At 64.3% G+C, this 20,270-nt stretch carries 22 protein-coding genes and 1 pseudogene; 13 read left to right on the top strand and 10 right to left on the bottom strand.

Going from position 1 to position 20,270, the window contains the following annotated elements; genetic code table 11:
• Positions 1-48: 48 nt before the first annotated feature.
• The 4 genes from XH85_RS27575 to XH85_RS27560 form a co-directional block, all read right to left on the bottom strand.
• A complete protein-coding gene (locus tag XH85_RS27575) occupies positions 49-990 on the bottom strand; it encodes a hypothetical protein (protein ID WP_128934328.1) in 942 nt (313 codons plus the stop codon).
• A 15-nt stretch (positions 991-1,005) separates the two neighbouring features.
• Positions 1,006-2,331, bottom strand: a complete 1,326-nt coding sequence (locus tag XH85_RS27570; protein WP_128934327.1) for an HlyD family type I secretion periplasmic adaptor subunit — start codon at positions 2,329-2,331, stop codon at positions 1,006-1,008.
• A complete protein-coding gene (locus XH85_RS27565; protein WP_128934326.1) occupies positions 2,328-4,070 on the bottom strand; it encodes a type I secretion system permease/ATPase in 1,743 nt (580 codons plus the stop codon). The genes XH85_RS27570 and XH85_RS27565 overlap by 4 nt, the downstream gene beginning before the upstream one ends.
• A 127-nt stretch (positions 4,071-4,197) precedes the next feature.
• The gene (locus XH85_RS27560; protein ID WP_128934325.1) at positions 4,198-4,500 is read right to left on the bottom strand and encodes a hypothetical protein; all 303 of its coding nucleotides are present in this window, start codon (positions 4,498-4,500) and stop codon (positions 4,198-4,200) included.
• 565 nt (positions 4,501-5,065) lie between these two features.
• Between XH85_RS27560 and XH85_RS27555 the strand changes: the two genes are divergently transcribed.
• The 6 genes and pseudogenes from XH85_RS27555 (at position 5,066) to XH85_RS27530 (ending at position 10,053) form a co-directional block, all read left to right on the top strand.
• Complete coding sequence (locus tag XH85_RS27555; RefSeq protein WP_128934324.1) at positions 5,066-6,730, top strand: acetolactate synthase large subunit; 1,665 nt, start codon at positions 5,066-5,068, stop codon at positions 6,728-6,730.
• A gap of 202 nt (positions 6,731-6,932) precedes the next feature.
• Positions 6,933-7,280 carry a Lin0512 family protein gene (locus XH85_RS27550; protein WP_128934323.1) on the top strand — a complete coding sequence of 116 codons (348 nt, stop codon included), beginning with the start codon at positions 6,933-6,935 and terminating at the stop codon, positions 7,278-7,280.
• 4 nt (positions 7,281-7,284) lie between these two features.
• Positions 7,285-7,975, top strand: a pseudogene (locus XH85_RS27545) (GNAT family N-acetyltransferase).
• A gap of 71 nt (positions 7,976-8,046) precedes the next feature.
• Positions 8,047-9,231, top strand: coding sequence for a serine hydrolase domain-containing protein (locus tag XH85_RS27540; protein ID WP_128934322.1), 1,185 nt, complete (start codon positions 8,047-8,049; stop codon positions 9,229-9,231).
• Positions 9,232-9,325: 94 nt separating this feature from the next.
• Positions 9,326-9,535 (top strand): YgaP family membrane protein, encoded by a 210-nt coding sequence (locus XH85_RS27535; protein WP_164940275.1) that lies wholly within the window; start codon positions 9,326-9,328, stop codon positions 9,533-9,535.
• Positions 9,532-10,053, top strand: coding sequence for an RNA polymerase sigma factor (locus tag XH85_RS27530; protein ID WP_128934320.1), 522 nt, complete (start codon positions 9,532-9,534; stop codon positions 10,051-10,053). Before XH85_RS27535 ends, XH85_RS27530 begins: the two co-directional genes overlap by 4 nt.
• Before the next feature lie 87 nt (positions 10,054-10,140).
• Here XH85_RS27530 and XH85_RS27525 read toward each other — a convergent pair whose 3' ends face one another.
• Entirely contained in the window at positions 10,141-11,481 is a 1,341-nt protein-coding gene (locus tag XH85_RS27525) for an RtcB family protein (RefSeq protein WP_128934319.1), read from the bottom strand.
• Between the two features lie 507 nt (positions 11,482-11,988).
• On the opposite strand from XH85_RS27525, the gene XH85_RS27520 reads away from it, so the two are divergent.
• Positions 11,989-12,654 (top strand): DUF429 domain-containing protein, encoded by a 666-nt coding sequence (locus XH85_RS27520; RefSeq protein WP_128934318.1) that lies wholly within the window; start codon positions 11,989-11,991, stop codon positions 12,652-12,654.
• Here XH85_RS27520 and XH85_RS27515 read toward each other — a convergent pair.
• Positions 12,644-12,874, bottom strand: coding sequence for a hypothetical protein (locus XH85_RS27515; RefSeq protein ID WP_128934317.1), 231 nt, complete (start codon positions 12,872-12,874; stop codon positions 12,644-12,646). The two genes, XH85_RS27520 and XH85_RS27515, sit on opposite strands and share 11 nt — an antisense overlap.
• A 163-nt stretch (positions 12,875-13,037) precedes the next feature.
• Here XH85_RS27515 and XH85_RS45410 point away from each other — a divergent pair, with 163 nt between their 5' ends.
• On the top strand, positions 13,038-13,184 hold the full coding sequence (locus XH85_RS45410; RefSeq protein ID WP_164939681.1) for a hypothetical protein: 147 nt from the start codon (positions 13,038-13,040) through the stop codon (positions 13,182-13,184).
• 89 nt (positions 13,185-13,273) lie between these two features.
• Entirely contained in the window at positions 13,274-13,978 is a 705-nt protein-coding gene (locus XH85_RS27510) for a glutathione S-transferase family protein (protein ID WP_128934316.1), read from the top strand.
• Positions 13,979-13,980: 2 nt separating this feature from the next.
• On the opposite strand, the gene XH85_RS27505 is transcribed toward XH85_RS27510, so the two are convergent.
• The 3 genes from XH85_RS27505 to XH85_RS27495 all read right to left on the bottom strand — a co-directional run bounded on the left by XH85_RS27505 (position 13,981) and on the right by XH85_RS27495 (position 15,987).
• Positions 13,981-14,763, bottom strand: a complete 783-nt coding sequence (locus XH85_RS27505) for a sulfite exporter TauE/SafE family protein (protein WP_128934315.1) — start codon at positions 14,761-14,763, stop codon at positions 13,981-13,983.
• 3 nt (positions 14,764-14,766) lie between these two features.
• On the bottom strand, positions 14,767-15,399 hold the full coding sequence (locus XH85_RS27500) for a TetR/AcrR family transcriptional regulator (RefSeq protein ID WP_128934314.1): 633 nt from the start codon (positions 15,397-15,399) through the stop codon (positions 14,767-14,769).
• 216 nt (positions 15,400-15,615) lie between these two features.
• A complete protein-coding gene (locus XH85_RS27495; protein WP_128934313.1) occupies positions 15,616-15,987 on the bottom strand; it encodes a tRNA-binding protein in 372 nt (123 codons plus the stop codon).
• Positions 15,988-16,089: 102 nt separating this feature from the next.
• On the opposite strand from XH85_RS27495, the gene XH85_RS27490 reads away from it, so the two are divergent.
• Entirely contained in the window at positions 16,090-16,464 is a 375-nt protein-coding gene (locus XH85_RS27490; protein WP_128934312.1) for an ArsC family reductase, read from the top strand.
• On the opposite strand, the gene XH85_RS27485 is transcribed toward XH85_RS27490, so the two are convergent.
• Entirely contained in the window at positions 16,461-17,108 is a 648-nt protein-coding gene (locus XH85_RS27485) for a hypothetical protein (protein ID WP_128934311.1), read from the bottom strand. The two genes, XH85_RS27490 and XH85_RS27485, sit on opposite strands and share 4 nt — an antisense overlap.
• A 352-nt stretch (positions 17,109-17,460) precedes the next feature.
• Between XH85_RS27485 and XH85_RS27480 the strand changes: the two genes are divergently transcribed.
• From XH85_RS27480 to XH85_RS27470, 3 genes are read left to right on the top strand one after another with little or no spacing between them, the layout of a single operon-like run.
• Positions 17,461-18,216 carry an ABC transporter ATP-binding protein gene (locus XH85_RS27480; protein ID WP_008551999.1) on the top strand — a complete coding sequence of 252 codons (756 nt, stop codon included), beginning with the start codon at positions 17,461-17,463 and terminating at the stop codon, positions 18,214-18,216.
• Positions 18,209-18,955 carry an ABC transporter ATP-binding protein gene (locus tag XH85_RS27475; RefSeq protein ID WP_091894981.1) on the top strand — a complete coding sequence of 249 codons (747 nt, stop codon included), beginning with the start codon at positions 18,209-18,211 and terminating at the stop codon, positions 18,953-18,955. The genes XH85_RS27480 and XH85_RS27475 overlap by 8 nt, the downstream gene beginning before the upstream one ends.
• Before the next feature lie 50 nt (positions 18,956-19,005).
• Positions 19,006-20,229 (top strand): ABC transporter substrate-binding protein, encoded by a 1,224-nt coding sequence (locus XH85_RS27470; protein WP_091894983.1) that lies wholly within the window; start codon positions 19,006-19,008, stop codon positions 20,227-20,229.
• Positions 20,230-20,270 lie beyond the last annotated feature (41 nt).

Below are 20,270 nucleotides of genomic sequence, written 5' to 3'. Positions count from 1 at the left end.
ATGTCCCGCTGTCAACGCGAACTGCCCCCGGCGTCGATTTGGAATGCCCTAGAAATGATGCACGCCGAGCGCCGAGAACGCGCCGTCGTGGATATCGTGGCTGTCGCTCGGCTGCCCGAGAAAGCCGAGATGCATCGTCAGCGGTGGCAGCGCCGCCATCGGCACCGCGCCGGCGGTGTCGAGACCGCTGATATCGGCATGGTGCGTCGTGGCGCCGTCATGGTGCGAGGCCGGCGGCGTGCTCACGATATCCGTGACCAGCGCGTTGAACAGGTCGGGGGCGGACGCGTCATGTGTGTCGCCACCGACCGAATGCAGCAAGCCGCCGACGAGGTCGGTGACGCTGTCGGTGAGCTGGCCAATCGTTCCGGTTACGGCCGACGTCAACTGCGTCACTGTCGTGCTCAGACTGTCCAGCGTGTGCGACACCGCGGCCAGCGAGGTGTCGACGAGGTTCGTGATCGTGCTGCCGAGTTCGTGCAGTGAGGACGCCGGATCGATGGAGACGGAGGTCGCGACATCGGCGTGCGTGGAGCTGGTGCTGATTCCTCCAGAATGATCGGATGCGACGGGAGCGATGGGAGCCGCGGCGTGACTGTCAGCGGGAGCCGTCGCGCTGACCGGGATGTCCCGGGTGGCGGCGACTTCGACGCCCCCATCGGCATGCGACACGGCGACATCCGCGACATCCATATGAAGCGCTGTTGACGTTGCGTCCGCCGGAGGTGCGCTCGCATCGGCATGCTGATCGCCGGACATCGGTTGGTGATCGCCCGGCATCGTCTCCGCCGGCGTCGGATCGCCAAGGTGCGCGGGGGTTGACGGCAGATCCACCGGTTGAGCTTCGCTGCTGCCATGATGTCCGGCGGCCTCGGCCTCCTTCAGGAAGGCGACCAGAGCGGTCATGAATGCGACCGTCTCTTCCGTCGTGATGTTGCGGGCAATCTCGGCCTTTTCGGCGCGGCGGTTGTTCTGCTCGGATGCAGCCATCGGCCTTGCTCCTCGTCAGCGTTCGCGGAAGGCGCGGGTCAGCTCGTCACGCAGCGGCCCGAACAGATATTCGAACAGCGTGCGCGGCCGCGTCGGCACGATCACCTCGGCCGGCATGCCCGATTGCAATTCGATGCGCGACTTCTTGACGTCCTCCGGCTCCAGCGAGACCTCGACGGCGTAATAGCCGGGGCCGCCGGACTTGTCGTTGGTAACGCGGTCGGCCGAGACCGTTCGCACGGTGCCGTAAAGGCGGGGCCGCTCGACATAGTTGACGCCGGTCAGCCGGATCTCCGCGCGGCGGCCGACCGTGACATCGTTGATGTCGGACAGCTTGAGTTGCGCATCCGCGATCAGCGGATTGTCCGATGGCACGATGTCCATGAGCTTTGCGCCGGGCTGGATCACGCCGCCTTCGGTGAACACGTCGAGCCCGACCACGGATCCGGTCGCAGGCGCGCGGATTTGCGTACGGGTGACGACGTCGGTCGCGGCGTCGATCTTCGGGGCGAGCTCGGCGAGCTTGTTTTCGGTCGAGCGGAGCTGATCAGTGATCTCGCTCATCCGGGCACGCTCGGCCTTGGCGATCTCGGCCTCGTTCTGCGCGATCTGCTGCTGCATGCCGGCGATGCTGGCGCGCTGCGCGCCGATGTCGGCCTGGAGCTTGGCGTCCTCGCGCTGCAAGGCTAGGATTCGCGTCTTCGGCGTGTAGCCCTGTTCATACAGGTGCTGCGCACCGGTCATCTCGTCAGAGAGCAATTCGCGTTGCTTCTCGGTGCCGGTGAGCTGCGCCTGAGTGCCGTCGATCTGCGCGTTCAGCTCGGCGATCTTGCGCCGGAGCACGGCGGTCTCCGCTTCGAACTGGTGCTTTCGCGCGCCCATCATCGCAATCTCGTTCGCCATCGCTTGCCGCAGCGCGGGCCTTGCATCCTTCGGATCGACGCCGAACTCCGGCGCGGCCTGGCCGTCGCGCTCGGCCATCAGCCGCGCTTGCGCCGCGCGCGAGGCGTCGCGGTCGGCGACCAGCACGTCCAGCTTGGCGCGGGGATCACTGTCGTCGAGCACGAGCAGCAGCTGCCCCTTTTCGACGTGAGCGCCGTCGCGGACCAGAAGCTGGCGGATCACGCCGCCATAGGGATGCTGCACGCTCTGGCGTCGTCCCTCGACCTGGAGATTGCCGCTGGCGATCGCCGCGCCCGAGATCGGGGCGAGTGTGCCCCACAACATCATGGCCGAAGCGAATGCGCCGACCACGATCGCGCCGACCAGGGCCGGCCGTCCCGGCCGCGCGTAATAGGCACGCTCGCGGTCGGCGATATAGGTTGCACCGAGCGCGCTCATGATGCGGCCGCCCGTGCGGCAGCCTGCTGCTGCAAGGCCTGATAGACCTCGCCGGGCGGGCCGAGCATGTCGAGCATGCCGCTTCGCAGCACCATCATGACGTCGACGATGTCGAGGATCGTGGTGCGGTGAGTGATGACGATGACGGCTGCGCCGTCGGCCTTGGCGCTGAGCAGCGCGGCCTTCAGCGCCTCTTCGCCGGGCCCATCGAGATTGGCGTTGGGCTCGTCCAGCACCAGCAGTGGCGGGCGGCCGAGCAGGGCGCGCGCGAGGCCGAGCCGCTGCCGCTGGCCGCCGGAGAGACCGACGCCGCCGACGCCGAGCCGCGTGTCGTACTGCCGGGGCAGGTCGAGCACCATGTCGTGAATGCCGGCGCGAACGGCAGCGTCGATGATCTCGTCGGTCGAAGCATCGCCGAAGCGCGCGATGTTCTCGCGTACGGTGCCGGCGAACAGGCCGACATCCTGCGGCAAATAGCCGACATGACGGCCGAATTCGACGGGATCCCAGTGATTGTAGTCGAGCCCGCCGAAGCGCAGCCGCCCGGCAGCGGGTGCCATCGCGCCGACCAGGAGGCGCGCCAGCGTGCTCTTTCCCGAGCCGCTCGGGCCGACGATGCCGAGCGCCTTCCCGCCGGCGAGCTCGAAGGACAGGCCTTTCAGCACCGGTTCGGGCCGTGACGGCAATTCGCAGACGAGCTCGCGCACCTCGACCGTGTTGCGCTGCTTCGGCACGATGGTCTGCGGGGTGGAGAGGTCGATGGTGGCGAGCAGGTCGCGCACCTGCGTATAAGCATCGCGCGCGCCGATGAACTGCTTCCAGGTACCGACCGCCTGCTCGACCGGGACCAGTGCACGGCCCATGACGATGCTGGCCGCAAAAATGGTCGCGGGGGTGATGGCATGGTCGATGGCGAGCCAGGCGCCGGCACCGAGCATGAGGGATTGCAGCAACAGGCGGAAGAACCGGATCGACGAGGTCATCACCGCATTCTTGTCGCTGGCGACCGCCTGCTGCACCAGCATCGCGGAGCGCTGGCTCTGCCAGTTGCGTTCGACCGCCGGCTGCATGCCCATGGCGCGGATCACGTCGGCGTGGCGCAGAACGTTCTCGGTGAAGACGTAGGACTGGTTGCCGGATGCCTCGGCCTGCTTCATCGGATTGCGGGTCAGGACCTCGTTCACGCCTGCGAGCCCCAGCAGCAACAGCGCGCCGATGGTGGCGACGACGCCGAGCAGGGGATGGATGAAGAACAGCAGCAGCAGATAGATCGGAATCCAAGGCAGGTCGAACGCGAAATAAATGCCGGAGCCCGTCACGAAGGTGCGGAACTGGTCGAGATCGCGCAGCTGCTGGGCGCCACGCGAGGCGCCGCGCTCGGCCGATCGTACCACCAGCGCTTCGAACACGCGCGTCGACAGCTCCATGTCGAGCCGTATGCCGCAGCGGATCAGGATCCAGGCGCGCACGGCGTCGAGGCCTGCCATGGTCAGGAGCGCGATGGCGAGGATGAGGGTGAGCAGAACGAGCGTGGAGATGTTCTCGTTGAGCAGGACGCGGTTATAGACCTGCATCAGATAGAGCGGTGAAGAGAGGTAGAGCAGGTTGATCGCGCTCGAGAACAGTCCGGCCCAAAGAAAGTGCGGCCAGAGTTTCTTGAGCGCCTCGCGCACGTCATCGCCGCGACGATAGGGCTGCTCCGCCGCCTCGTCCGCGACCGTCAAGAGCGCTGCCGCCATCTGAATGTCCTTAAGGTGTCAAAAGAGTCTGCAGGGTCTGTGTCTGCGCCGGGGGCGCTGGCGGCTACGCATGGCGTGACGTGGGGCCGAGGCCCCACGTCACTATCGGTCATTGGGGAATTGCTATTCAGACCAGACCGTGGAGGAGGCCACCGACATCGAGATGGCCGACGTCCGCACTAAGGCCGACCGCGGTCGGCGCGGAGATCGATGCGTCGATGCCGCCGGTTCCCGCAAGCCCCGGCGCGGACACGTCGATGCTGGGGTTGGTCTCGATCAGTGCTCCCACATCGAGCGTGTGGGACAGATCGACCGAGCCGCTGGCGCCGGCCGTTGCACTTCCACCTGCATCGGCGACGCCTGACAGCGCACCCGTTGCTGTTCCAAGCAGGCTATCGACCGTGCCGAGCAGGTTTCCGAGAAGAGCCATGTGAACTCCTTTGAGGTTGGCAGTTGAGATCGCGACAGAAGAGTCGCTGACCATGAATCCTTCGCGCTGCCAAAGGTTGCGGACTCATATGCGGCCATTTGGTGCTGATTTGTTGGGTGAGGAACTTCGGCCCGGGAAGGGCAGCGAGATTCGCAGCGCGGATGAGCGAAGCGAAATCGGAAAACCTCGGACTGCACTCCGCGCCGCAACGGTCTCCTGCCCCGGACGCTGCGCAGCACGAAGTGATGCGCTGCAGAGCCGGGGGCCATGCATCAGCGAGTGCGCGGCCTGCTGGGTCCCGGCTCTGAGCTGCAACGCCAAGCGCGTTGCAGCGCGTCCGGGCCACGAGAGGGCGGTATGCCGCCACTCGACCCTCCGTCATTGCGAGCGCAGCGAAGCAATCCAGAAATGTATCCGCCGAAAAAGTCTGGAATGCTTCGCTGCGCTCGCAATGACGATGTTGAAGTGGTCGCGCGCCGCTTTGTGAGTTGTGTCCGCGCCGCGAGCCGCTACCATAGGCCCTTCCTGTGACACGCAGGAGTCAGCACAGCAAGCGGGGACAAACATGAGCGGACAGGACCACAAAGTCAAAGGATCGGACCTGTTTGTCGCGGCGCTGGAGAACGAGGGCGTCGACCGCATCTTCGGTGTACCCGGCGAGGAGAATCTCGATCTCGTCGAATCGCTCCGCACCTCCAGGATCGAGCTGGTCCTGACCCGCCACGAGCAGGCCGCCGCCTTCATGGCCGCCACGCATGGGCGGTTGACCGGCAAGCCCGGCGTATGTCTGTCGACACTTGGACCTGGCGCACTCAATCTGTCCACCGGCGCGGCCTATGCGCATCTCGGCGCGATGCCGATGATCCTGATCACCGGCCAGAAGCCGATCATGAGCAGCCGGCAGGCGCGTTTTCAGATCGTCGACGTGGTCGCGACCATGAAGCCGCTGACGAAGCTGTCACGGCAGATTGTCAGCGCCTCCAGCATCCCGACCGTGGTGCGCGACGCCTTTCGCGTCGCGATGGAAGAGCGGCCGGGGCCGGTGCATCTCGAATTGCCCGAGGATATCGCCAGCGATGAAGTGGCCGCCGCCCCGGTCATTCCGGTCCATCCGATCGAAATTCCGGTTGCCCATCGTGCCGCGCTCGACCGTGCCGCCGAGATGATCCTGGCTGCAAAGCGCCCATTGGTGATGATGGGCGCTGCGACCAGCCGGCCGCGGTCGACGCATGGCATCGCAAGCTTCGTGCGGCGGACCGGCATTCCCTTCTTCACCACGCAGATGGGCAAGGGCACCGTGCCCGGCGGCACCAATCTCTATATGGGGACCGCCGCGCTATCCGAACGCGACTACGTCCATGACGCGATCGATGCCGCCGACCTGATTGTCGCGATCGGCCACGACCCCGTCGAGAAGCCGCCTTTCATCATGGGGCCGGCGGGGCCGAAGGTGATTCACGTGAGCTACACGCCGGCGAGCGTCGAGCTGGTCTATTTTCCCGACGCCGAGGTCGTCGGCGACGTCGGCCCGAGCCTGGAGCTGCTCGCTGACCGACTCGAAGGCAAGCTGCCGCAGGCAGCGGCGCTCTTGCCGTTGCGCGAAGAGATCCTCAGTCACATCGCCGATCGCGCCACCGAGGCGCGCTGGCCGCCGACGCCGCAGCGGATCGTGCATGACATCCGCCAAGTGATCCCGGAGAACGGCATCGTCGCGCTCGACAACGGCATGTACAAGATCTGGTTCGCGCGGAATTACCGCACCCGTGTCGCCAACACGCTGCTGCTCGACAACGCGCTGGCGACGATGGGTGCCGGCCTGCCGTCGGCGATGATGGCCGCGATGCTCCATCCGGACCGCCGCGTGCTCGCGGTCGCCGGCGACGGCGGCTTCATGATGAATAGCCAGGAGATGGAGACTGCCGTCCGCCTCAAGCTCAATCTCGTCGTGCTGGTGCTCGAGGACAACGCCTATGGCATGATCCGCTGGAAGCAGGCGGTCGATCATTTTGCCGATTACGGCATGACCTTTGGAAATCCGGACTTCGTCGTCTATGCGAAGGCCTACGGCGCCAAGGGGCATCGCATCGCGAGCATCGACAGCTTCGGCCCGACGCTGGAGGCGGCCTTCCAGGAGGGCGGCGTGCACCTGGTCTCGATCCCGATCGATTATTCGGAGAACGTGCGGGTGCTGGTCGACGAGCTACGGGCGCATGAGAAATCGAAGGCGTGAGTCGATGCTCTCACCACCCTCGTCATTGCGAGCGCAGTGAAGCGATCCAGAATCTTTCCACGGTGACAGTCTGGATTGCTTCGCTGCGCTCGCAATGACGAGTTCGTGGTCGCAGCTCGTCCCAATAAATCAACTGCACTTGTGTCACGCTCCTTAATCGCCGACACTCGCAAATCACCAAACCAATGACAGGAATCAGGAAATGACTCGCGTTCGTTGTGTCACCGAGATGGGCATGGGCGTCGACGTCCACGGCAGGGACGCCACCAAGGCGGCGAAGCGGGCGGTGTCGGACGCGATCAGGCATTCGAGCCTCGGCTTTTTCCGGATGATCGGGAAGACCGCGAACGACATGTTCGTCGACGTCACGATCGGCGTGCCGAATCCGGAGGCCGTCGACAAGGAGGCGGTCGCCAAGGAGCTGCCTTACGGGACGGTGACCGTCACCGCGGTCAAGGGCGGGCTGGAGGTTCCCTCGGCCACGGAAGTGGCCAACGACCCCATCCTCATCGCCAATGCGGCGGTGATCGTCAGCTTCGAAAAGGACTAGGTCGGTGTCCGACAGCGATGTGGCGCTGCTGGATCGTCCGATCTGGAGCGCGCTGACAACGAGCCAAAAGCATCTGGCCGAGGGCGGCCCGCGCGCGCTGCGCTATCCCGTGGACATGACGCCGTTTGCCGACATGGTCGACATGTCCGACGCAAGCTTTGCCGCGCTCGGCGATCTCATGTCGGGATCGCAAGTCGCCGCTGTTCACGCCGGAGCCCGTCGACGTCCCCGCCGGCTTCAAAATCGTGCTCGCCGAGAGCGGCGAGCAGATGATCGGATCGCCGGCCGACAGTCCGCTTCGCGATGCCGAGATCGTCACACTGGGGACCACCGACGTGCCTGCCATGATGGCGCTGACCGAGCTGACCAAGCCCGGTCCATTCGCGCTGCGCACGCACGAACTCGGCACGTTCTTCGGCATCCGTGGCGGCGGCGAACTGATCGCGATGGCCGGCGAGCGGATGAAGCCGGGAAAATTCGTCGAGATGACGGCCGTCTGCGTGCATCCGGAATATCGCGGCCGTGGCTATGCGCAGGCGCTGCTCGCGGCGGTCGCGCGGCAGATCGAGGCGCGCGGCGAATTTCCGTTCCTGCACGTGTTTACCAAGAATACGTCTGCGATTGCGCTGTACGAGCGGCAGGGCATGCGGATTCGGCGTCGCCTGCACGTCACTGCGTTCATGAAGGAAGGATAGCGCTCGCGGGGGAGGTCTTTATTTCCTGCGAATTCCCGCTATATCCGACCCAACGATAGTTGGGGAAACACATGGACGCCAGGACACCTGATTTTTCCGCCGCGCGGACGGCAATGCAGCGTTATGTCGATCAGGAGATCATCCCGGGTGCATCCTGGGCCGTGCTGCGGGGCCGCGATGTCGTCGACCAGCAATGCGTCGGCTTTGCCGATCGCGAGGGCAGCACTGCGCTGCGGCCCGACCACATCTTCCGCGCCTTCTCCAACACCAAGATCTTCATCACCTGCGCCATCATGCTGCTGGTCGAGGAAGGCCGCGTCGGGCTCGATGATGCCGTCGAGAAATTCCTGCCGCAGCTCGGCCATCGCATGGTGTTGAAGCCGGGCGCTGCGAGCCTTGGCGATGTCGAGCCGGCGAGGAGCGCGATCACGATCCGCCAGCTGCTGACCCACACGTCCGGGCTCAGCTACGGCATCTTCGATCCCGGCACGGTGCTGTTCAAAGGCTACAACGAGGCGCGCGTGCTCAACCCGCTGACGCCGCTCGCCGACATGATCGACCGGCTTGCCGATCTGCCGTTGTCCTATCATCCCGGCACCGGCTGGGAATATTCGGTGGCGACCGACGTGCTCGGCCATGTCGTCGAGGTCGTCTCCGGCCAGCCGCTCGACGCCTTGCTCAAGGCCCGCATCTTCGATCCGCTCGGGATGATCGATACCGGCTTCCACGTGCCGGAAGCGCAGCAGGGCAGGCTGGTCGCACTCTATAGCGGCGCTGATGTGCTCGATCCGATGGAGCCTGGCCTCACGCGGGCCGATCATCTGCCTTATCCTCAGGCCTATCGGCGGCCGTTGCCGCGGTTGTCCGGCGGCGGCGGTCTGGTCTCGACCCTGGCCGACATGCTGGCGCTGGTGCGCGCGCTGCTGCCCGGTTCGGATGCGCTGCTGAAGCCGGAGACGCTGCGGCAGATGATGACGAACCAACTGCCCGCCGGCCAGACCATACGCTTCGCCAATCTCGGGCCGATCCCCGGCAAGGGCTTTGGCCTCGGCGGTGCCGTCACCTTCGCGCCGACGCCTTTCGATCCCCCGAATTCGATTGGTGAATTCCAGTGGGGCGGGCTTGCCGGCACACATTGGTGGATCTGCCCTGAGGCCAACACCGCCGGCGTGCTGATGACCCAGCGCTACATGGGCTTCTGGAATCCGTTCTTCTTCGAGTTCAAGCGCCTGGCTTATCAGGCGGCCGGAGGCTGACCGCGAAAAAATCTCCCGACACTGCGAATCCTTTTTGGGGATCGCGCCCTCTTGATGGTCGAGACGATCAGTCTCGGCCATGTCGGAGGATGTGATGGGATTCTACAGGAAAAACATCGGCGGCCCGCATCAGGCGGTGCGGATCGTCTTGGGTGTCGCAGTCGCGGTCGCAGCGTTCGTCTATCTAGTCGGCACCGCGGCGTGGCTGGTCGCGCTCGGCGGAGCGGGCTTAGCAGTGACCGGCCTCGTCGGCTATTGCCCGATGTGCGCGGTGGCCGGCATCGGCAAGGGAGGTGCATCGTGAGCGCGGCTGCGATCTCGCCAAATTTGTTCGAGGCCGCGCGGCTCGGAGACCCCCAGGCGATCGCGTCTCTGCTGGAGACGGCACAGCCCGACATCCGCCGCTATGCGCGGGCGACCTGCCGCAGCTCGGCGGATGCCGAGGATGCGACGCAGGAAGCGATGTGGATCCTGTTCCGGCATGTCGGGACGATCCGCTCGCTGCTGGCGTTTTCGGCCTGGCTGTTCAGTGTGGTCCGCCGCGAATGCCTGCGGCTCGCGCGCAAGGCAGGCCTTGCGCCGGCGATCGACGACGGCGAGGCGGAGGCGGCACTGCTGGCTCGCCCGGAAGCCGATCTGCGGCTCGATGTGGCCGCCGCCTTCGAGGCGCTGCCGCCGCACTATCGCGACGTCGCCCTGATGCGCGACGTCAAGGAGATGACCATCGACGAGATCGCCGTCGCGCTCGGGGCCTCCAGGCAGACCGTGAAGGCCCGTCTGCATCGCGCCCGCGCCCTGATGCGCGAATATCTGACGAGATGAGACACGGCGCAAAGCCTGTTCGCGCGTCACCGGACAAGACACAAAAATGCTGCGAGTGGGGGGCCTACCTCCCACTCGCTGTTTGCGTCAGTCCTTCCACGGATCGAACTCGCCTTCGCCGGCCATGGCGACGGCGAACGGCCGCAGCGTGTGCAGCACCCGCACGGTGCCGGCGTGCTGCGCCAGCACGTCCGGCAGGCGGCGATAGGCCATCGGGCTCTCGTCGAGGTCGGCACCAACGAGGGTGACGCCGCGCTCGCTCAGCCATCGGTCCATTTCCGCGCGCGAGAAGCGCCGCTTCGCCTCCCGTCGTCCGAACAGGCGGCCGGCGCCGTGCACGGTCGAGTACAGCGAAGCCTTGGCCTCCGGACTGTCGACGCCTTCGAGGATGACGGCATCGTCGCCCATCGAGCCGCCGACGAATCCCTTCTGGCCGGGAAACGCCGGCGTCGCGCCCTTGCGCACCACCCACAGATCCTTGCCCTCGTGGGTCTCACGCCAGGCGTAATTGTGGTGGTTGTGCACGCTCTCGATCACGCTGCCGCCGATGATCTGGCGGACCCGCTCGACGACCCACTCGCGACCCGCATAGGCGTAACGCCCGGCGAGATGCATCGCCGCGATGTAGCGGCGGCCGAGCTCGGACTCCTCGTCGATCACGGCGGGCGGGACGTTCATGCCATCCTTGCCGCCGGCGGCCTTGAGGTAGCGCGTCGCGGAGGTGTGTCCGAGGCCGCGGCTTCCGAAATGGACGCCGATCCAGACAAAGCCTTCCTCGTCGCGCATGAGGTCGACATAGTGGTTGCCCGATCCGACCGTGCCGAGCTGGCTCATCGCTTTCTGACGGTAGGCCTCCATGTCGCTCTCGCGCCAGGCATCGCCGTCGTCGAACAGCTCGTGCTCGGCCCGCTCGGCATTGGCGCGGCCGACACCGAACGAGATCGTCTTGGCGACGTCGCGGATGATCGTGGGCACGATGTTGGCGATGTCGTCGAAGCGCGTGTCGAGCTTTGCGGCCATGTTGCCGCAGCCGATGTCGAAGCCGACGCCGGAGATGCTGATCTGCTTCTCGTAGGCGATGACCCCGCCGACCGGCTGGGCATAGCCGAGATGGCCGTCGGCGCAGATCACGCCGGATACGACATTGCCGACCGCCATGCAGTTGCGCATCTGCGCCACGGTCGCCTCCTCATGCGGGCCGAAGATCTTCAGCGGCGCATTCCGGAAGCGCGCGTCCTGCGGACGCAGGTTCGCGATCTCGCTCGCGGCGGTGTTGGCTTCGCGGGCGAGATGCTCCTTGCGCGCGGCGTCCCGGTACGAGCACCAGGCCGGCTGGCCGCGTCCTTCGCCGACGCGCGAGTCGGGATCGATGCCGGCGGCGAGGCAGAGCTCGCGGGCGCGTTCCATGTAGGGATCGGATCGTCGCATGGTCTTGAGTCCTGCTTGGCCCCCGGGGCGCAGTCCCGCGTCCGGGGTCGTTGTCGTTGCGCATCAATTAAACGCCGTCTCCGACGCAGCGATCCACGCAACCGTGGCGCCTCAGAGAAGCCGTTGACGCGAGTCCAGGCGGTTTGGCACGCGCATCGTTTGCGCGAGCCCCGGGATCCGGGGTCTCCGGTTCCGGCCATTGCCGGGATGTCTGAATGGGCCGCGCGGCGGGCAACAAAAAACCCTCCGGAGCGGCAGGCTCGGGAGGGTCCGTGAGAAGCGGACTGTCGATCTTGCGGTCAGGCAAGATCGCTCCCATGAGCCGGGCATGCGCAATCGATTGGCCGCAGGCCATTCGACAGTCGCGCAAATCTTTCGTAGCTGTGCTTCATCACTGGGTTCACTGTTTTCGCGAACGGAAGTGATCGCGAGGGCGCGGGACATACGCCCGCAACTTGCGGGCGTCAAGCGGCGCGCGTGAGAAATTGGAAATGACGGACGCACGACGTGCCAACCTATCTCGGCCTTGATGGATTTCGCTTCGGCTGGGTCGCGGCCTGGATCGATGAGCGCGGCGATCACGGCTTCGATTATTCACCGGGCCTGACGCGCCTGCTCGTGATGCCGCATGCGCGCGCAATGATCGACATGCCGATCGGTTTGAATCCGAGCGGCTATCGCGCTTGCGATCTGCGTGCACGCGAATTGATCGGGCCTGCCGTATTTCTCGGCGCGCGCCGCGACCTCTGGACGTTTCCGGATATGGCTGCGGCCAATCGCCATTATTGGGCGCGCGAGGGCGAGGGCAGGGGCATATCCGCGCAGCTCTGGAACATCAGGGACAAGCTCAAGGAGGTCGACGATGCCATGACGCAGGCGCGGCAAGCCAGCATCGGCGAAGCCCATCCGGAATTGATTTTCTGGAATCTGGCAGGACAAGTCCATCTTGCGAAGAAGACATCGGCGCAAGGCCGCGAACAGCGCATCGCGCTCCTGGAGCGGCGCGGATTCACGCGCCTGCCGAAATGGCTGGCGCTTCGCTACCGCACCGGTATCGGCCGCGATGATCTCATCGATGCCTGCGCCTGCGCGGTCGCGGCGCGCGATAGCACGCAACGTGTCGGCGACGACGAGATCGACACGCGGGGGCTGAGAATGGAGATCAACTATTGAGGCCTCCGTGGCCCTCGCGATCGCTTCCGTCTCCCGCGTGGCAGCGACGGGCATGGCTCTGCTTCACATCAATGCCATCGTCGTCCAGTCTTGCTGCTCTCTCCTCGTACTCCTCGGCCATTGACTGCAACCGCCGCGCGGCCGCGTGATGCGCGAGTTCGCCGGCGACACGGCGACACCGCTCAGCATGGTCGAGCAGGGCGCGCTTCTCGATGCTCATCCGGCGATAACGCTTGGAAGGCTCAATGGTCCCTGCGCGGGCGGCTGGAACAGTGCGATACCCTTGTCTCGGAGAGTGGGAAACTGCGGCAATATTTTCAAGTGGGCGAGGAACATGGTCCTTGAACGGTCGTTGGCCAATGACTGTTGAGGGACAAAACACCATGTACGACGTCTGCCAATTGGCGACCGCGATGCTGGCGATTGCCTTTACGGCTCTGCTGTTGATCACGGGTCAACGGTTCATCGAGTACCGACTGCAACATGACGCAAGGACTCCGATCGTGGCGATGGCAACGCTGCCGCCATAAGCGAGGGCTCGCAGGGACGAATAGTGACTTGCGCCGCACGGCGTCCTGCCTAGATTGAGCACGCCTCAGTCCTTGCATCAAAGGTCGCGATGTCAGCTCTATCTGCTTTTCCCATCACCAAACGTTGGCCGGCGAAACATCCCGAACTGCTTCAGCTCTATTCGCTGCCGACGCCGAACGGCGTCAAGGTCTCGATCATGCTGGAGGAGATCGGATTGCCTTACGAAGTCCATCTCGTCGATTTCGGCAAGGACGACCAGAAGACGACCGAATTCCTCTCGCTCAATCCGAACGGCAAGATCCCGGCGATCCTCGATCCCAACGGCCCCGGCGGCAGGCCGCTGCCGCTGTTCGAATCCGGGGCGATCCTGCAATACCTCGCCGAGAAGACCGGCAAGCTTCTGCCGGAGGACGCCGCACGCCGCTACCAGGCCATCCAGTGGGTGCATTTCCAGATGGGCGGCATCGGGCCGATGTTCGGCCAGGTCGGCTTCTTCCACAAATTCGCCGGCAGGGAGTTTGAGGACAAGCGGCCGCTCGAACGCTACGTGGACGAGTCCAAGCGCCTGCTCGGCGTGATGGAGGCGCATCTCGCCGGTCGGCAATGGTTCATGGATGACGACTACACCATTGCCGACATCTCCATGCTCGGCTGGGTGCGCAATCTCATCGGCTTCTACGGCGCCGGCGATCTCGTCGCATTCAGCCAGTTCAAGTCGGTCGGTGCTTGGCTCGAACGGGGCCTTGCGCGTCCGGCGGTGCAGCGGGGGCTGAACATTCCGAAGCGGCCGTGAGGCTAGAACAGAGCCTTGTAGCTCATGTAGAGCGCCATCAATGCGACGAAGCCGATCATCATCCGGCGCAGCATCGATTTGCTGACGCCATTGGCCGCGCGTGCGCCGAGATCGGTGCCGATCCAAAGTCCGGCCAAAATACCGATGATGGCGGGCCAGCCGACCATCAAGCCCTTGCTCCAGTAGATCCAGGCCGGAGAGACGGTGGTCGGGATGACCGAGAAGCTGAGGCTGATGAGTTGCGCCTGATGTTGCGGGAGGCGAAGACCCGCGGCGAGGCCGACGGTGATCGCGAGGCCACCGCCGATGCCCATGAAGCCGGACGAAAATCCGGCAAGCATGCCGATCAGGAGCAGGGGTAGCCAGGGCAGATCATTGCGGTCGCCGGCCTCATTGCTCCCGTCCTTACGCTCGCGGCGCAGGATCAGCAGAGCGATCAGCGCGACGAGGTAGACGACGTAAGTCCATTGTAGGACCGAGTCGGAGACCGCGGCCGCGGCGTAACCGCCGCCGGCGCCACCGATCAGGAATCCGAGGCCGATCCAGCCGATCCATGGCAACCGGCTGCGCTTGCCGCTCTGCCAGTAGCGGCGCACGCCCGCAAGGCCCGTCGGAGGCACCTGCGCGATCAGCGATGTGCCCTGCGCGACGTGCTGCTCGGCGCCGAGCAGCAGGACGGAGAAGATCACGAGGCCGCCACCCGGGCTCACGCCCATGAAGCCCGATGTCAGCCCGCCCACGAGGCCGACACCGGCGCCAGCGAGGAGGTCGTGAATCCAGGACATCGCTCACGCCCTGGTTCGTCGCTTCATGTCAGACTTGGTGGCGCGAAAGCCCTCGATCACACCGGCCACGGCTGCCATGCAGGCCTCGACGTCAACATCCTCGCCCCAGCACTTTTGCAGCACAAATCCCTGGAAGATCGCGATCAGCACGCGCGCGATCGCGTCCGCACTGACGTCGCGCTTGATGAGGCCGGCATGCTGGCCACGCTCGATGAGCGCGACGATCAGCGCGCGAGGCATGTCGATGCCCTCGACGACGCTGGTACGGACGCGGCGGTTACGCAGGGCTTCGGCCCAGCCATGGATGCCGACGCGACGCCGCGCTTCGCCGGCGGGATCGGTGAGCCATTGCGCATAGACGCGGACCAGCGCGTGAAGTCCTTCGATCGGATCGCCCGATCCTTGCGCGACCGAGTTGAGCACGGCTTCGCGGCGGTGCCGGTCATCGGCGAGCGCTTCGATCAGATCGTCCTTGCTCTGGAAGTAGAGATAGACCGCGCCATGGCTCAGTCCGGATCGCTTGACGATGTCGGCCATGCCGGTCTGGTGAAAACCGTCTTCAGCGAAGCAGGCGAGGGCAGCTTCGAGGATCTGCTGGCGCCGGCCTTCGCGTTGCTTGTCGCTGATCTTGGGCATTTGATGGTCCTCAAATAACTGACCGATCGATCCTTTTAGCCATCGGTAGGGCAGAGCCTGTCCTAAGCCGATAAAAATAAAAAATGACTAATCAGTCATTTTTATTGCCAAAAGGAATTTCGGTCAAGTCCGGACCTCCCGATGCCGTGAAAAAAACGGATTGAGCCGTTGCGGGACGCCGATAGAGGCGGCGGCCCGGCTCTCGATCGTGTGCCGCTAGAACAGCCGTCCGCCGTTCGGCACGGGCTTGCTTGGCTGCACCAGCACGACCTTGCCGGCAGCATCGGGGAAACCGAGCGTCAGCACCTCGGATACGACCGGGCCGATCTGGCGCGGCGGGAAATTGACGACGGCCGCGATCTGCAGCCCGACCAGCGACTCGAGCGGATGATTTTCGGTGATCTGTGCCGAGCTCTTGCGGACGCCGATCGCAGGACCGAAGTCGATCCATAGCCGCCAGGCTGGCTTGCGCGCCTCCGGGAACGGCTTGGCATCGACGATGGTGCCGACGCGGATATCGACCGCGAGGAAGCTGTTGAAGTCGATGGTCGGCGAGGCGGCGGCCGCGGGATCGTGGGTGACGTGCATGGTGTATCCGATCGGGGAATGGCGTCGTTCGGAATATTGTCGCGCGAACCGGAGTTTCGTACAACGCGGCGGTCACGATACGACGCATGCGCGAGGAACGACTTGCCCAACATCATCTACGGTATCAAGAACTGCGACACCATGAAAAAGGCGCGCACTTGGCTCGACAGCCATGGCGTGCCTTACGCGTTTCACGACTACAAGACGGCGGGAGTCGAGAAGGACAAGCTCAAGCAGTGGAGCGACAAGGTCGGCTGGGAGATGTTGCTCAATCGCGCCGGCACGACCTTCAAGAAGCTCTCCGATTCCGACAAGGAAGGCCTTGGTGAGAAGAAGGCGCTGGCGTTGATGCTAGCGCAACCATCGATGATCAAGCGGCCGGTGCTGGAAATCGGCGGCAAGCTGCTGGTCGGCTTCAAGCCGGAGATCTATGCAAAGGAAGTCGGGGCCAAGAACGTTGGAGCCAAGGCGCGCTAATTCAGCTCGATGATCTCGGCGGTGACGCTTGGGCTGGATTGGTCGGCGAGCTCGACCACATCGGCCGCTGCGATGCGGCCGGGCGCGCGATGAAAGAGGTCGCGGTCAATTACGGCGCGCAGCCTCGGACGCGGCGGCGCGTCATTTCCGCGCATCAGATTCTTGATCTCGAAGCCGCCGTCCTCGCAGAAGGTCTTCACCGACGCGATGACGTGGCTGACCTTGTCCTCGGTCAGGAACGGCAGCAGCAGCCGTTCATAGGCGACGATGCGACCGTAGATGTCATCGATGTCGGCAACGCTATAGATCGGAAGCCCGCGCGCGACGCATTCGTGATAGATCGGCATCACGAAGGGCGCGAGCCGCGGTCCGACATAGTCGTGCAGCAGGGTGCCCTTGCCGGTATTTCCATAAGCGCGCGAGATGCGCGTGCCTTCGCTCTGGATGGTCAGGTGCGGCGTCGGCGTCGACTTGTCCACCGTGTAATAGATGAGATCGGGCAGCTCTTCCTCGAGTCGCGCAGGCTGGTACTCCCAGATCGCCGGTGCGACCTGCTGGCGCGCATAAAGTCGCAGCCATGTGTTCAGGAGATCACGCTGCCTGATCGACTTGACGACGGAGGGCGCGGCGCTTGCGAAATCCAAAACAATATTCCCGGCATGTCAAAACCCGCACATGATCCTCGCCGCGGGAAAATTTTCTATGAAGGCTGGCGCGGGAGACGAAAGACCGTTAACGACGGCTTGATGACCGGTGCTTCGCGAACCGGGAGGCCGGGCAGGCACGACATCAAAACATCTCCGACTAAGGGAGCATTTGTATCCCAGCCGGAGGCCTGATCTGCTCAGCTTTCCGCCTTGCCTAACCCCCGTCACCTCCGGCATATTCCGCGCCCGGAGGCGGCGTTCCGGATGGGCTGCAAGGCCTCCGGAAAGCCGAAGTCAACAAGGACAGCCACGCGCGGCCAGCGCGTCGCGCGGGGAGGGGGAAATCTGTTTGGCCGATGAGTTCATTCTCGAAACGGAAGGCTTGACCAAGGAGTTCGCGGGCTTCTTCGCCGTCCGCGACGTTGCGCTCAAGGTTCGCCGTGGGAGCATTCATGCGTTGATCGGGCCGAACGGCGCCGGCAAGACGACGTGCTTCAATCTTTTGACCAAGTTCCTAAAACCGTCTGCCGGAAAGATCCTGTACAAGGGGCAGGACATCACTGCGATGGCGCCGGCGGATGTGGCCCGTATGGGCCTGGTTCGCTCCTTCCAGATTTCGGCCGTGTTTCCGCATCTCACGGCGCTGGAGAACGTCCGCGTCGCACTTCAGCGCCAGCACGGCTCTTCGTTCGACTTCTGGCGTTCCAAGTCCGTGCTCAACCGCTTCAACGATCGCGCGCGCGAGCTGTTGAACGATGTCGGCCTCAGCGAGTTTGCCAATACGCCCGCGGTCGAGATGCCCTACGGGCGCAAGCGCGCACTGGAGATCGCAACCACGCTCGCGCTCGACCCCGAGATGATGCTGCTGGACGAGCCAATGGCCGGCATGGGTCACGAGGACATCGACAAGATAGCGGCGCTGATCAAGCGCATCTCCGCGAAATATACCATTCTGATGGTCGAGCATAATTTGAGCGTCGTGGCCAATCTCTCCGACATCATCACCGTGCTGACGCGCGGGCAGGTGCTGGCGCAAGGCCATTACTCCGAGCTCACCAAGGACGAACGCGTCAAGGAAGCCTATCTGGGAGCCGGTCATGCCTGACACTGCGATCGCCCAGGCTCCCGCAAAGGCTGCGACCGGCGGAAACATCCTTCAAGTCCGCAACCTCGAAGCCTGGTACGGCGAGTCCCACATCCTCCACGGGATCAACTTCGACGTGAATGCGGGCGAGGTCGTCACCCTGCTCGGGCGCAACGGCGCCGGCAAGACGACCACGTTGAAGTCGATCATGGGCATCATCGGCAAGCGCTCGGGCTCGGTGAAATTCAACAACCAGGACATCATCCGCGCGACCTCCGACAAGATCGCGCGCATGGGCATCGCGTTCTGCCCCGAGGAGCGGGGGATATTCTCCAGCCTCGACGTGCGGGAGAATCTGATGCTGCCGCCGGTCGTCCGCGAAGGCGGGCTGCCGCTCGATCAGATCTTCGACCTGTTCCCGAACCTGAAGGAGCGGCTCAACAGCCAGGGCACCAAGCTGTCGGGCGGCGAGCAGCAGATGCTCGCGATCGCGCGCATCCTGCGCACCGGCGCGAGCTTCCTGATGCTGGACGAGCCGACCGAGGGCCTTGCGCCCGTCATCATCCAGCAGATCGGCCACACCATTGCACGGCTCAAGAAGGAGGGTTTCACGATCCTCCTGGTCGAGCAGAACTTCCGCTTCGCATCCACCGTCGCCGACCGCTACTACGTGGTCGAGCACGGCAAGATCATTGACGGTTTTTCCAACGCCGAGCTTGCCGCGAACATGGACAAGCTCCACACCTATCTCGGCGTCTAGAACTGCCAAACAAGTTAGAACCAACGAGAATATTTAGAGAGGGAAGCCGCATGAACACCCGGTCGATCGCTTCATTTCTGCTCGGCACCGCGCTGGCGCTTGCCGCGACAAGCGGCGCGATGGCGCAGGACAAGACCATCAAGATCGGCGTGCTCACCGACAACTCCGGGCTCTACGCCGACCTTGGAGGTCCCGGCTCGACGCTGGCCGCGCAGATGGCGATCGAGGATTCCGGGCTTGCAGCCAAGGGTTGGAAGGTCGATCTCATCTCCGCCGACCATCAGAACAAGCCCGATATCGGCACCGCGATCGCGCGGCAGTGGATCGATGTCGAGAAGGTCGACGTCTTCATGGACGTGCTGAACTCCGGCGTGGCGCTGGCGGTGAACAATGTCGTCAGGGAAAAGAATTCGATTCTGATCGACACGGGTGCGGCGACGTCCGATCTGACCAACGCGCAGTGCTCGCCGAACACCATCCACTGGGTCTACGACACCTACATGCTGGCCAACAGCACGGGACAGGCGCTGGTGAAGGCCGGCGGCGACACCTGGTACTTTCTGACCGCCGACTACGCCTTTGGTCACGCGCTCGAGCGCGACACCGCCGCAGTCGTGGTCAAATCAGGCGGCAAGGTGATTGGCAGCGTGAAGCATCCGCTCAACACCGCTGACTTCTCCTCGTTCCTCCTGCAGGCGCAGGCGTCGAAAGCCAAGATCATCGGCATGGCGAACGCCGGTGGCGACACCACCAACACGATCAAGCAGGCGGCGGAATTCGGCATCGTCGCAGGCGGCCAGAAGCTCGCCGGGCTTCTGCTGTTCATCACCGACGTCCATGCGCTCGGATTGAAAGTGGCGCAGGGGCTGAACTTCACCGAAACCTTCTATTGGGATTTGAACGACGGCACCCGGGCCTTCTCCAAGCGTTTCTCCGAAAAGATGAAGAACAAGGCGATGCCTTCGATGGTGCAGGCTGGCGTCTATTCGGGCCTGATCCATTATTTCAAGACGCTGGAAGCGTTGGGTGGCAATCCGCACGATGGCGCCAAGGTGGTCGCCAAGATGAAGGAAATGCCGACGGACGATCCACTGTTCGGCAAGGGCACGATCCGCGCGGACGGCCGCAAGCTCCATCCCGCCTATCTGTTCGAGGTCAAGAAGCCCGAGGAATCCAAGGGGCCGTGGGACTACTACAAGCTGATCGGCACGACGGCGGCAGACCAGGCCTTCAGGCCGCTCTCGGAAAGCGCCTGTCCGCTGGTGAAGAAGTAGTACCGACAGCGTTCGCTGGCGGGCACCGTCGTCAACAAAAC

The organism is Bradyrhizobium zhanjiangense, assembly GCF_004114935.1.
Classification (GTDB): Bacteria; Pseudomonadota; Alphaproteobacteria; order Rhizobiales; family Xanthobacteraceae; genus Bradyrhizobium; species Bradyrhizobium zhanjiangense.
The sequence above is the reverse complement of the archived record's forward strand: the minus strand, read 5'-3'. Positions and strand labels throughout refer to the sequence as shown.